Origin of the sequence: Flavobacterium hiemivividum (assembly GCF_004349145.1) — a bacterium.
In the GTDB taxonomy this organism is placed as follows: Bacteria; Bacteroidota; Bacteroidia; order Flavobacteriales; family Flavobacteriaceae; genus Flavobacterium; species Flavobacterium hiemivividum.
In genome coordinates this window covers 91,704-105,492 of record NZ_SMFO01000007.1, presented here as the reverse complement: position 1 = coordinate 105,492, position 13,789 = coordinate 91,704, and the positions used below count along the sequence as shown (strand labels likewise).

The 13,789-nt window shown below is 34.8% G+C and carries 10 protein-coding genes; 2 read left to right on the top strand and 8 right to left on the bottom strand.

The genetic code is table 11. From position 1 onward, the window contains the following. Nucleotides 1-23: 23 nt before the first annotated feature. From E0F98_RS10715 to E0F98_RS10705, 3 genes are read right to left on the bottom strand one after another with little or no spacing between them, the layout of a single operon-like run. Nucleotides 24-2,060, bottom strand: a complete 2,037-nt coding sequence (locus E0F98_RS10715) for a protein-disulfide reductase DsbD family protein (protein WP_132111275.1) — start codon at nucleotides 2,058-2,060, stop codon at nucleotides 24-26. Next, nucleotides 2,060-3,370, bottom strand: a complete 1,311-nt coding sequence (tilS, locus tag E0F98_RS10710) for a tRNA lysidine(34) synthetase TilS (RefSeq protein ID WP_132111273.1) — start codon at nucleotides 3,368-3,370, stop codon at nucleotides 2,060-2,062. Before tilS ends, E0F98_RS10715 begins: the two co-directional genes overlap by 1 nt. Before the next feature lie 47 nt (nucleotides 3,371-3,417). Next, the gene (locus E0F98_RS10705) at nucleotides 3,418-4,704 is read right to left on the bottom strand and encodes an anthranilate synthase component I family protein (protein ID WP_132111271.1); all 1,287 of its coding nucleotides are present in this window, start codon (nucleotides 4,702-4,704) and stop codon (nucleotides 3,418-3,420) included. Between the two features lie 247 nt (nucleotides 4,705-4,951). Between E0F98_RS10705 and E0F98_RS10700 the strand changes: the two genes are divergently transcribed. Next, nucleotides 4,952-5,329, top strand: coding sequence for a DoxX family membrane protein (locus E0F98_RS10700; protein WP_132111269.1), 378 nt, complete (start codon nucleotides 4,952-4,954; stop codon nucleotides 5,327-5,329). 86 nt (nucleotides 5,330-5,415) lie between these two features. Here E0F98_RS10700 and lpdA read toward each other — a convergent pair whose 3' ends face one another. Beyond that, on the bottom strand, nucleotides 5,416-6,819 hold the full coding sequence (lpdA, locus tag E0F98_RS10695) for a dihydrolipoyl dehydrogenase (protein ID WP_132111267.1): 1,404 nt from the start codon (nucleotides 6,817-6,819) through the stop codon (nucleotides 5,416-5,418). Between the two features lie 155 nt (nucleotides 6,820-6,974). Beyond that, a complete protein-coding gene (locus E0F98_RS10690) occupies nucleotides 6,975-7,433 on the bottom strand; it encodes an Lrp/AsnC family transcriptional regulator (RefSeq protein ID WP_132111265.1) in 459 nt (152 codons plus the stop codon). Nucleotides 7,434-7,718: 285 nt separating this feature from the next. Here E0F98_RS10690 and E0F98_RS10680 point away from each other — a divergent pair, with 285 nt between their 5' ends. After that, the gene (locus E0F98_RS10680) at nucleotides 7,719-8,918 is read left to right on the top strand and encodes an aminotransferase class I/II-fold pyridoxal phosphate-dependent enzyme (protein ID WP_132111263.1); all 1,200 of its coding nucleotides are present in this window, start codon (nucleotides 7,719-7,721) and stop codon (nucleotides 8,916-8,918) included. Nucleotides 8,919-9,131: 213 nt separating this feature from the next. On the opposite strand, the gene wrbA is transcribed toward E0F98_RS10680, so the two are convergent. From wrbA to E0F98_RS10665, 3 genes are all read right to left on the bottom strand, one after another. Further along, nucleotides 9,132-10,298, bottom strand: coding sequence for an NAD(P)H:quinone oxidoreductase (wrbA, locus tag E0F98_RS10675; protein WP_132111261.1), 1,167 nt, complete (start codon nucleotides 10,296-10,298; stop codon nucleotides 9,132-9,134). 191 nt (nucleotides 10,299-10,489) lie between these two features. Continuing rightward, nucleotides 10,490-11,530, bottom strand: a complete 1,041-nt coding sequence (locus tag E0F98_RS10670; protein ID WP_132111259.1) for a PLP-dependent cysteine synthase family protein — start codon at nucleotides 11,528-11,530, stop codon at nucleotides 10,490-10,492. A gap of 70 nt (nucleotides 11,531-11,600) precedes the next feature. After that, on the bottom strand, nucleotides 11,601-13,661 hold the full coding sequence (locus tag E0F98_RS10665; protein ID WP_132111257.1) for a S9 family peptidase: 2,061 nt from the start codon (nucleotides 13,659-13,661) through the stop codon (nucleotides 11,601-11,603). Nucleotides 13,662-13,789: the final 128 nt, after the last annotated feature.

Here is a 13,789-nt window from a genome sequence, read left to right as displayed (position 1 = left end):
TATTCAGATCGGGATTTTTTGTATTATTTTTCGAAATTAGAAATTCCAGCTTTCAACCAGCTCTCATATTCACCTACTCCTACATAACTTATTGTTGGCTTCACTTTATTCAAATTATTACCTTCTAAATCTGTTAAAACATACAACGGTTGCGTATTTGTCTTGTACTTCGATATCATAAAATCAGTCCACTTATCCCCTACTGTTTCAATTTCAGAACCGGTAGTTTTTGAAATAAATTGTTCGCTTTTTGGCAACTCTCTTTTGTCATCAACATACAATGAAATCAATACTACTTCATTATTTAAAATAGGTAGAATAGCATTGTCTGACCAAACATTGTTTTCCATTTTTCTACAATTTACACAAGCATATCCAGTAAAATCAAGCATAATTGGCTTATTTACTGTTTTGGCGTAAGCCAATCCTTTTTCATAATCATCAAATAGCACTATCCCGTGAGGTCCGCTTTTAGCGCCTTCCGGTAAAACTTCATTTGTCGCACTACTTCCTGAGCCTCCCAGACCTTTAGGGCTTTCGCTGTATTCTAACGTTGGAGGGAAAGCGCTAATGATTTTTAAGGGTGCTCCCCAAAGTCCCGGAATCATATAGATGGTGAAAGTTAAAACTAACAATCCCATCATTAATCTTCCTACCGAGATATGTGTCGTGGGACTGTCATGTGGTAAGGTGATTTTCCCGAATAGATAAAAAGCCAACGTTCCAAAAATAGCTATCCAAATCGCTAGGAACACTTCTCTTTCTAACAAATGCAATTGCAGTACCAAGTCGGCATTCGATAAGAATTTAAAGGCTAGAGCCAATTCTAGAAATCCTAACACAACTTTTACCGTATTCAACCATCCGCCTGATTTTGGTAAGGTATTTAACCATCCTGGAAACATTGCGAAAAGCATAAATGGTAAGGCTAAGGCCAATGAAAAACCAAACATTCCAATGATAGGAGCAATCCCTCCTTTGGAAGCTGCTTCTACTAATAGCGTACCAACAATTGGTCCTGTACAAGAGAATGATACAATTGCAAGTGCCAGAGCCATAAATAAAATCCCAATTATTCCGCCTCTGTCTGCTTGACTATCGACCTTGTTTGCCCAAGAATTAGGTAACATAATTTCGAATGCTCCCAAGAACGAAGCTGCAAAAACTACTAATAAGACAAAGAATATTATGTTAAACCACACATTTGTTGATAAAGCATTCAATGCATCAGCACCAAAAATCCAAGTCACTAAAAATCCAAGTAATACGTAGATAACAATAATCGAAACCCCGTAGATAATCGCATTTCTAATCCCAGTCGCTCTTGTTTTACTTTGCTTTGTAAAAAAACTTACCGTCATAGGGATCATTGGAAATACACAAGGCGTAAGCAAGGCTGCAAATCCTGATAAAAACGCAATAAAAAAGATAGACCACAAGCCTCTTTGCGTATCTGATTTGGTTTCCTCCACTACTACTTTTTCAGTTGGAGCAACCACCATATTAGTTTCACCAATACTTGGCGCTAATGAATCTATTTTTACGCTATCAGTTTCAACAACAGCATCAACTTCTGCGGTCGCTTCTTTTGAGACTGCAACCACTGTGGAACCTGCGGCTATAGAAAACGTAAATTTCTTCTCTACATTAATACATACTTCTTTACAAACCTGATAATTCAGTTCGACTTCAATTGAAAAAGCCTTTGGATTTGTAATTTGAACGAGCTGCTGGATTTGCGCTTTTTTCTCGAAGAAGGTTTCGTTAACTTCAAAAATGTCATTGAAAGCCGTTCTGGTCTTACTTTCTTTAGCTTTACCTACAAGGGTGTAATTCCCTTTTGCGTTCTTAAAATTAACTTCCAGTGGCAGCGGACCACCATCTGGAGTAAACTGAGAATACAAATGCCAGTCTTTTTCTATTATTGCATCAAACGTTAACAAATAAGTATTGTCTGATTTTTTTTCGATTTTTGTTGTCCATTTTGCTGGATCAAGGATTTGGGCGTTTACATTGGCGAAAGCCAAAAAAGTGATAAGGATAAATACTAATTTCTTCATTACTGTAATTCTATTTTTAATATATTGCTCGTGTTGTTATCGACTTTGAATCTTTCATCTTGTCTAAGACCAACTATCCAAACTATTTTAGTTCCTGACCATAAGACCCAGATATTTTCTTTTTCTAACAATGATAATTTTTCATCTTTAAAAAGTTTACTCACTTTTTTAGACTTGCCTTCCATACCAAAAGGCTGAAAATTATCTCCGTCATTCCATCTGCGTAAAACTAGCGGAAACTCTAATTTTTCTTGATCGACAAATATAGTCCTAATTGTAGGAATAAAAATGGCATCTACTTTCTCAAAGCTAAGATTTAAGGGAACATTAACGTCTTGAAACTCTTCTTCAATAAAATACTCTTGCTGATCATTAGCGAAGTCAATTGGCGTTAGAATTAAGGTTTCTCTATCTTTTAATAAACGAAACTCGGCAGACAAAACCTGTTTACCTGATTGACTTTCGACCAAATTATAAATATCATCCCAAGCGCTAAATCCAAAATCACGCAACCACTGGTATAAATAACTGCTGTAATTGGGTAATTTCTTTAATTGATGTAAATCAAAATAGAATGCGTCTTCCTCTTGTTTCACTACCTGCTGGTAGACCATAATCGAAGCGTCTTCGACCATGGCTTGTGATTCCTGTAAATGAGATTGCGTTTTTTGAAATGAAGTTAGAAAATGTGGGTTCAATTCTTTTAATAAAGGAACTAAGTCATGCCGAATCTTATTGCGTAAATACTTATCGGAAGCATTGCTGCTGTCTTCGCGCCATTCTATCTTATTTTCATGGGCATAGTTTGCAATTTCCTCTCTCGAGAAAGGCAATAAAGGACGTATAATCTTGTCATTCTGAGCCGGTATTCCCACCAAACCTTCCAGTCCAGTTCCTCTGCTTAGATTAATTAAAAACGTTTCTATATTATCATCAGCATGATGCGCGGTAAGGATATAATCGAATTTTTCTGTTTCTAAAAGCTCGTAGAACCAGTTGTAACGTAAGTCACGTGCCGCAACTTGAGTCGAAAGCTTATAATCTTTGGCGAAAGCCTCTGTATCAAATTGAGTTATAAAAACAGGAATGTCATTTGCTAAAGCAAAATCCTGGACAAAATTTTGATCTGCAAAACTCTCTAATCCACGCAATTGAAAATTACAATGTGCCAATGCGATTGTATAGTTTAATTGCTTAAACAAATGAGCCATAACGATACTATCCAGACCACCACTGGTGGCCAAAAAAAGCTTTTTATTTTCTAAAAAAGGGAAGTTTTGAGCAATATTATTTTTGAGTCTATCTAACATAGCTCAAAAATAAAGATTAAAATTCAATTTTAAATTATGAAAGACAATTATTGCAATACTTCGCGCATTGCCTTTGCTTTAAGCAAGCACTCTTCGTATTCATTTTCGGCAATTGACAATGCAGTTATTGCGCTACCTACAGAAAAAGAAGCGTATTGATTCTTCTGATTGTATAAAATACTTCTAATAATCACATTGAAATCGAAATCTCCCTCTGGCGTAAAATAACCCACTGCTCCACTGTACAAACCTCTTTTAGTCTCTTCTAAGTCTTCAATGATTTTCATAGCTGAAATCTTTGGCGCACCAGTCATACTTCCCATTGGGAAAGACTTCTTAATAGCATCGACGGCGCTATATTGATAGTCGAGTTTAGAAGTTATTGTAGAAATCATTTGGTGCACCTGCATAAAAGAATAAATCTCGCATAACTCAGTTACTTGTACAGATCCTTTTTGGGCAGTATGCGACAAATCATTGCGCACTAAATCAGTTATCATAATATTTTCGGCGCGCTCCTTTGGGTCTGCTGCTAGTTTATTCTTCGATTCTTCATCTAAAATAGGATCTAAAAATCGTTTTGAAGTTCCTTTTATAGGCTGCGAAATAAGAAGCTCTCCTTCTTTCTTTAAATACCGTTCTGGTGATGCCGAAAGCAAAAACTGAGTGTTATTTTTGAAAAAGACAGCAAATGGAGGTTGCGAAATTTCGTTGAGTTTAAAAAATTTATCCAATGGATTTAAAACTGCATTTTCTGCAAAAAATTCCATACAAAAATTGGCTTCATATATATCTCCCTGATGAATATGAGTAAGCATTGTCGCAACCTTTTCTAGATAGTTTTCTTTCGAAATTCTTTGTTGAATTTCTAAAACTGAGGTCTGTAGTTCAACTTGTTTGGTATGCAAATTTATATCTGTAAAATCCTCCTCAACCTCATCGTCACACATATTTAGATATTGAATTTCCAATTCATTGCCTTTCAACAAAAATATTTTCTTGGGTTGGAAGAAAAACAAATCAGGAAAATCTAAACCATCAAAATTGTTCGATTGTAAATCCTCTACATCATTTTTTAAGTCATAAGACAAATAGCCAAATAGCCAATCCTTAGTAATTTGCTGGTATTGTTTTAAGTCCTCAAAAGCATTATGTTGGTCCGTTTTAATCGAAGTAAAAGCATCGACCGCCAGGACGCAATCAAAACTTGAATACTGCTGCGGATAATCGTTACTGTCCAAAAAAATGACTTCGCGAAATTGTTGTGACCAAATTAGAAGTTGTTCTTTAAACAATTTTGGATCTGAAATGAGCTTGTAAATTGATGTTCTCAAGAAAATTTGTCTTTAAAATTCAAAATTACGATAAAAAAAAAGCTTTAATATGTGGTTATCAGAAAAATCCGTTGCTTTTTTTTCGTAAATTTACAGTAACACACTAATATTAAAACACTTAATCGATTTGTGATTGTTTGTTTTTTTCTGATATAGACGGTAATCAAAGGGAGAAAGATACTATTAAAATAAATGAGCTTTACCGCATCAGTACATTTTTAATTTTTAACCAATAAACCTTAATATTATGAAAATCGCTACCATTATTATTCGAACTATACTTGGACTTCTATTTCTCTATACTTCTATCAGTTATTTTTTACACCTAAGTCCTGAGCCTGTATCAACAGGGGATTTTAAAGCATTTCAACTTGGTTTAGTAGCTTCTATGTATTTACTTCCTCTTGCAAAAGGTGTCGAACTGTTGTGTGGATTAGCATTTGTAACAGGGAAATTCACAACCTTGGCTAATCTAGTCATTCTCCCAGTTACACTAAATATTTTATTAATCAATTATTTCTTAACTCCAGAAAACCTACCGCTCGCTATTTTTGTATTTGCGGGCAACATTTTCCTGATATTCACTCACTGGGAAAACTACAAAGGTTTATTCAAAATGGATTAATTTATAGTACAAATACAAAAAAAGGAAACCCGCTCAATGAACGGGTTTCCTTTTTTTTGGTAAACAAAACAGTAAATTTTGAATTTCTATACGTGTAATGCTCTATTATCTGTAGCCGCTAGAGCTGCTTCTTTGATCGCTTCCGCAAAAGTAGGATGCGCGTGTGACATTCTTGATATATCTTCGGCTGAAGCTTTAAATTCCATCGCAACGACTGCTTCGGCAATTAAATCAGCACAACGAGCTCCAATCATGTGAACTCCTAGAACCTCATCTGTTTTTGCATCTGCAAGAATTTTTACAAATCCATCCAAATCTCCACTTGCTCTAGCGCGACCTAATGCTTTGAACGGGAAACTTCCAGATTTGAATTCCACTCCAGAAGCTTTTAATTGCTCTTCTGTTTGCCCTACTGCAGCCACCTCTGGCCATGTATAAACAACACCTGGAATCAAATTATAATTGATATGTGGTTTTTGACCTGCTAATATTTCAGCAACCATAGCACCTTCTTCTTCCGCTTTGTGCGCTAACATCGCTCCACGAACAACATCACCAATAGCGTATATGTTAGATACATTAGTCTGTAAATGATCGTTTACTTCAACCATTCCTCTATCAGAAATTTTCACTCCTGCTTTGTCAGCGTTTAATCCGTCTGTGTAAGGACGACGACCAACAGAAACTAGAGAATAATCTCCTTGTAAAGTGATTGTTTCTCCTTTAGCATTATCAGCTTGAACAGTCACGGCATCGCCGTTTCTTTCTACCGATTTCACTTTATGAGAAACGTAAAATTTCATTCCTTGTTTCTTCAATACTTTAGTCAATTCTTTAGACAATGAAGCATCCATTCCAGGAATGATTCGGTCCATGTATTCTACAACCGAAACTTGTGCTCCTAAACGTAAATATACTTGACCTAATTCGATACCAATAACACCACCACCAATGATGATAAGATGTTTAGGCACTTCTTTTAATTTTAATGCTTCAGTAGATGTAATAATTCTTTCTTTATCAATTTTGATAAAAGGCAAATTAGAAGGTTTAGAACCCGTTGCAATAATAATATTTTTAGCTTCTACTGTTTCACTAGTTCCGTCTGCTTTTGCAATTGCAACATGAGTTGCATCTACAAAAGAACCTAATCCTTCAAGAACAGTGATTTTATTCTTATCCATTAAATATTTCACACCACCAGAAGTCTGGTCAACAATTGCTTGTTTGCGTCCAATCATTTTTTCTAGGTTCACTTTCACTTCTCCAGAAACTTCAATTCCGTGATCAGCAAAATGTGCTAATTCAGCATAATGATGTGAGGAAGAAAGCAATGCTTTTGAAGGAATACATCCTACGTTAAGGCAAGTTCCACCAAGAGTTGAATACTTTTCGATAATTGCTGTTTTGAAACCAAGTTGTGCACAACGAATTGCTGATACATATCCGCCTGGGCCAGAACCAATAATGACTACGTCAAATGAATTCATAGTATATTTATTTTTGTTGTTTTTTTATAAAATGTCGCACAAAATTAAGGAATTAAGTTTTGTTTAAAGTTCAATATTAAATATATTTTTCTAAGATTTTACACATCATCTTATTTAATATCCCACAAACAATTCAGTATTTGCGATAACAAGTACTAAACTTCAACTACAGTTGTGTTTTTAACTTCACTAATCATAAAGGTACTCTGCGTACTGCCAATATGCTGAAGAGTCGTTAACTTGGTGACCAAAAATTCTCTGTAAGCCTCCATGTCTTTGACTACAATCTTAAGGATATAGTCGTAATCACCACTTACATGATAACATTCTAACACCTCCTTTAATTGAACTACCTCACTTTCGAACGTAGTTAAAAATCCTTTAGTATGCTGAATAAGTTTCAAATGACAAAAAACCACAAACCCCTTCTCAATCTTGGCCTTATCGAGCAATACCACGTATCTGTCAATAATACCCTCTCGCTCTAATTTTTTTATGCGTTCATAAACGGCCGTTACAGATAAATTTAACTTCAAAGACAATTCTTTTGTTGTCTTTTTACTATCTGTTTGTAATAAGAAGAGTAGTTTTTTATCGATTGCGTCTAAAGTCATATTGTAGTTTTTTTGGCGAAAGCGTAAATTTTTCGATAAAAATAGAAATAAAATCTACATAATTTAATATTTACCGTTTTAAAAACTGACTTTAAACCTTATTATTGAATATAAAAACTATAAAAACGTACTTTACATTATAAATAGTACTGTTTTAATGGATGACTTAATCACTTTTGGCTTGTTGTGCCTCACCTCTTTCTTCACCATAATCAATCCGTTAGGGACAATGCCTATTTTTTTGACTATCAACAAAGTACAATAACTAATTAAAAAATAACCAATATGAAATTCAATCCCGCAGACAACATTCAAGACTTACAGTATTTTGGCGAATTCGGTGGTGTAAACCCATCGATTTCTGATTCTTCGACTTACACCTTCCTTTCGGCAAAAACAATGTTTGATACTTTCGAAGGAAACATGGAAGGCTGTTATCTATATTCCCGTCATTCCTCTCCTAGCAATTTATACCTCGACAAAGCACTAGCTGCAATGGAAGGCACTGAAACAGCAAACGTATCTGCTTCTGGAATGGGAGCTATTACACCTACTTTTTTGCAGTTGTGCGGATCTGGAGACCACATTGTTTCTAGCAGAACGATTTATGGAGGAACTTATGCGTTTCTTAAAAACTTTGCACCAAGACTCGGAATCACAACTACATTTGTAGATATTACAAAACTTGAAGCCGTTGAAGCAGCGATTACTGCAGATACGAAAGTATTGTATTGCGAAACAGTAAGTAATCCGTTATTGGAAGTTGCTGACATCGCCGGTTTATCAAAAATTGCTAAAAAACACAATTTGAAATTGGTTGTAGATAATACTTTCTCGCCGCTATCTGTTTCTCCGGTTAAATTAGGAGCTGATATCGTAATTCACAGTTTGACAAAATACATCAACGGAAGCAGTGATACTGTAGGAGGTGTTACTTGTGCTTCACAAGACTTTATTAATCAACTAAAAGACGTAAACAGTGGCGCTAGTATGTTACTAGGCCCAACAATGGATAGCATGCGCTCAGCAAGTGTTATGAAAAACCTTCGTACACTTCACCTGAGAATCAAACAACACAGTCATAATGCTGCGTACCTAGCTGAACATTTTGAAAAAGACGGAATAAAAACGGTATATCCTGGCTTAAAAAGTCATCCGAGTCATGACTTATATGCCTCAATGATCAATCCAGAATACGGTTTTGGTGGTATGCTGACTTTAGACGTAGGTACCTTGGCGAAAGCCAATGCTTTAATGGAACTAATGCAATCACGTAACTTAGGATATCTAGCTGTAAGTTTAGGCTTCTACAAAACGTTGTTTAGTGCTCCCGGAACTTCAACTTCAAGCGAAATTCCCTTAGAAGAACAAGCTGAAATGGGGCTAACTGAAGGTCTGATCCGTTTTTCAATTGGTCTAGACAATGACATTGCAAGAACATACGAAATGATGAAAGCTTGTATGCAAGAATTGGATATTCTATAACCCAATACTAACAAGTATTTTTTAATTTGTTTATTTCTTTTCCAAATCTGCTTAAAAGCCATTTTAAGCAGATTTTTTTGTTTTTTGAAAGATCGCTTTTTCGAAATTTTTTGGATGAAAAACTGAAATTTTAAAAGCTGTTGCCTTTTTGACAAAAACAAAAAACTCCAGATTTCTCTGGAGTTTACTATAATAACAAGAAGTCTAAAATAATTATTCTATTTCAAAAACAGCCTGTATTTCCACAGAAGCATTTATAGGTAATGAAACCGCTCCAATTGTTGCGCGAGCATGTTTACCTTTATCTCCAAATATAGCTACAGCTAAATCTGAAGCAGTATTCATAATTGCGGCATGTTGTGTATAATTAGGGGAAGTATTAAAATAACCAGTTAGCTGAACCACTCTTTTAACTCTATTTAAGTCACCACCAGACGCTTCTTTTAAAACGGAAACTACATTTAAGAACGCTTGCTTTGTAGCTTCTTTGGCCTGTTCCTCGGTAATTTCATTAGTTCCTATTTTTCCAGGATAAAGAATTTTACCGTCTTTTAAAGCAACTTGATTAATATAAACCATATTATTTGAAATTACATACGGAACATAATTTCCTACTGGATTTGGCGCTTTTGGAATAACAATTCCTAATTTAACAAGCGTTTGGTTTACATCCCATTCCTTTTCCGTACTTAAAACATTTTCACTTATTTTAGATGTATTGAAAATTTTCAACGCACTAGCTGTTTTAGCCAAAGCTCTTCCTTGTTCCTTTGCTAAAGCCAATTCACTTTCGGAAGGTCTTGGTCCCGTAGCTCCAGTTATCGAAGTAGCACCAAAAGGAGTGTTTCCCTGAGCTATCGTTTTATCTAACGTATCACTTGCCATAATACCAGTAGGGATAATAACCATACCATGTAAAGCCACTGTACTCCAAAAAGATTGTATAGCAACCTCATTTCCTGAACCTGAACCCGAAGACATAAACACTGTTGCAGGCTTCCCTTCTAAAGCTCTAGTAGTCCAAAGAGGAATACTTCTAGCAAAAAAAGCAGCCATATCAGCACTTATGTTACCAAAATGTACAGGACTTCCAAAAGCGATACCATCGTAAATGGCTAGCTCTTCAATTGTCGCAATTGGAAGTTTTTGTACATCCGAACTTAAAACCACTTTAGTATCTAATGAGGGCACTCTCTTTATCACTACTTTAGTATTGGGGTATAAAAGTATTCCTTGTGCTATTCCCTGAGCTAATTTAAGCGTCGATCCATTTTGTGAATGAAGTAAAATTAATAAGTTTGTTTCTTTATCTTTCCCAAAAGAGGTTTGAGACAGCAGCATTAAAAAGAATAAAGAGAATAAAAATGTGTTTTTTTTCATAGTAGAATTAATACAATTATTAATAGATTTCGGCAATGCGCCAGCCTACAAATCTATAGGTTTACTAATTTAAAAATCTTATAATTATCCTAAAGTATTTTATTAAAATATCAATGAAACATAGCGCTAAGCGACTAAAACAAAAAACTCCAGATTTCTCTGGAGTTTCTCTATTTAAACATTGTAATTTTCTATTTTATAAGTTCAATTTTCTGAACCTCTTCTTGATTAACGCTATCAAAAAAGCCTTGTTCGTTCATCCAATCATCACTGTAAACTTTACTCATGTAACGAGAACCATGATCTGGGAAAATTGCGATTACATTACTGTTTTCGTCAAATTCACCTTCTTCAGCATATTGCCTAATCGCTTGCAAAACTGCACCCGAAGTATAACCTACAAATAAACCTTCTGTTCTGGTAATCTCTCTTGCACAGTGTGCGCTTTCTTCATCAGTAACTTTTACAAACTTATCGATAGTATCAAAATCTGTAGCTGAAGGAATTAAATTTTTCCCTAAACCTTCAATTCTGTATGGATAAATTTCATCATTATCAAATTCTTTTGTTTCATGGTATTTCTTCAACACCGATCCAAAAGCATCAACTGCAAGAACTTTAATGTTAGGATTTTGTTCTTTTAAAAACTTTGCAGTTCCTGAAATCGTTCCTCCTGTACCACTACAAGCAACAAGATGGGTGATTTTACCATTAGTTTGTTTCCAAATTTCTGGTCCTGTAGAGTTATAATGCGCATCAATATTCAACTGATTGAAATATTGGTTGATATAAACAGATCCTTTAGTTTCTTCGTGCAGTCTTTTGGCAACATTGTAATAAGAGCGCTCATCATCTGCAGAAACATGTGCTGGGCAAACATAGACTTTAGCGCCTAAACTGCGTAGCATATCAATTTTATCTTTGGATGATTTTGAACTTACAGCAAGAATACAGTTATACCCCTTGATGATACTAACCATTGCAATACTAAAACCCGTGTTACCAGATGTCGTTTCAATGATGGTATCTCCTGGAGATAATATTCCTTTTCTTTCTGCTTCTTCAATGATATATAATGCGATTCTGTCTTTCGAGGAATGGCCTGGATTAAAAGCTTCTACTTTGGCATAGAAATTACCTTCTAACTTTTCTGTGACTTTATTTAGTTTAATAAGAGGTGTATTACCAATTAAATCTAAAACACTATTGTAAGCTTGTATTTCTTCTTTCATAAAAAAATAGTTAGTCGAGGTGAATTTTATTAGACCTCATAACGTGGCAAATTTAACAAATTTTTTTGAATTACTTTTTAATTTTCTCTAAATCTAACAAAAAACTAAATTCCTTCGCTAATTCTCTAATGGCTTCAAACCTTCCCGACGCTCCACCGTGACCTGCGTCCATGTTCGTATCTAAAAACAAAAGATTGCTGTTAGTTTTTAATGTTCTCAGCTTAGCAACCCACTTTGCGGGCTCCCAATATTGCACTTGTGAATCATGTAATCCCGTTGAAATATACATATTAGGATAAGCTTGGGCTTTTACATTATCATAAGGAGAATAGGACTTCATGTACTTATAATACCTTTTAACGTTTGGATTTCCCCATTCATCATATTCCCCCGTTGTAAGCGGAATTGTTTCATCTAGCATTGTAGTAGTAACATCTACAAAAGGGACTTGAGCGATTACACCATTGTATAGTTTTGGCGCCATGTTTAAAATAACTCCCATCAGTAATCCGCCGGCAGAACCACCTTCAGCATATAAATGTTTACGAGAAGTATATTTTTGCTCTATTACAAACTTCGAACAATCTATAAAATCCTTAAAAGTATTTTTCTTTTTTAATAATTTCCCGCCTTCATACCATTGTCTTCCTAAATCTTCTCCGCCGCGAATGTGCGCTATAGCATAAACAAAGCCTCTATCTAGTAAGGATAATCTTGTAGATGAAAAATAAGCATCCATAGAATGTCCGTAAGAACCGTATGCATAAAGAAGCAATGGATTTTTACCATCTTTTTTCAATCCTTTTCTATAAACCATAGAAATAGGAATTTGAGTTCCATCTTTAGCCGTTGCCCAAACACGTTCTTCAATATAATTATCCTTATCGAAGTTCCCGCCTAATACCTCTTGTTCTTTCTTGACTTCCTTTTCTTTGGTCTTCATATTGAAATCAATAATCGAAGCCGGTGTCGCCATAGATTGAAATGCATATCTTAAAATATCAGTTTCAAAATCAACGTTTGCCGTCGCATGAGCAGTATAAGTTTCGCTTTCAAAAGGCAAATAGTACTCTTCTGCTCCATCCCAAGGCATGATTCTTATTTGAGTTAAACCATTACTACGCTCTGTTACTACCAAAAAGTCCTTGAAAATATCAATGTCCTCAAGTAGAACCTCTTCTCTATGTTCAATAACATCTTCCCAATTATCCAACGAAGTCTTAGACTCAGGCGTTTTCATTAATTTGAAATTAGTTGCCTTGTCCTTATTAGTAAGGACATAAAAATGATCTCCAAAATGAGAAATACTATATTCCAATCCTCTTTTTCTTTTTTGGAAAACTTTAAATTTCCCCTTCGGATTGTCTGCTAATAAAGTTCTGAATTCGGTTGTTAGCGTGCTTGATGAACTAATCAAAATGTATTTTTTTGATTTCTCTTTTCCAACAGCTACATCAAAAGTGTCATCTTTTTCGAAATAAACTATTTCATCTACTGCAGAATCTGTTCCTAATTTATGCTTTCGAACAGTATCCGAACGTAAAGTATTTGCATCCTGAGTAGTATAGAAAATCGTTTTATTGTCGTTTGCCCAAGTCGAATTTCCAGTAGTATTTTCTATTCTGTCACTTAAGATTTCGCCCGTTGTGAGATTTTTTATTTCTAAAGTATAAATTCTTCTTCCCACTAAATCTATGGCATAAGTTGCTAATTGATTGTCATTACTGATGCTCAATCCACTCAATTTGAAATATTTTTTGCCTTTTGCTAGTTCATTGCAATCCAGCATGATTTCTTCTTTTGCCGAAAGGCTTTCCTTTTTTCGAGAATAAATAGGATAATCTTTACCTGTTTCAAAACGGGTGATATAGTAGTAACCATTATACAGGTAAGGAACCGACTCGTCATCTTCCTTGATTCTAGCTTTCATTTCCTCAAATAAATCCTTTTGAAACTCCTGAGTATGAGCCGTCATTTTTTGATAGTATTCGTTTTCTTTATTTAGATAGTCAATAACTTCAGGGTTTTCGCGGTCCTTTAGCCAAAAATAATTATCAACTCTTACGTCGTCAAATTTTTCTAATAGTGTAGGTATAATTTTAGCAACTGGTGGCTGTATGTTTTCTGTCATTATTTGAGTTTCATATTTATAAAGCAGCTGCAAAAATAAACAAAGCCGATCTATAACGCATCCGTTTTTCATCTAATTTAACATCCTTATTCATTCAAAATTCGTAATTTCGTATTTCAATAATTTTT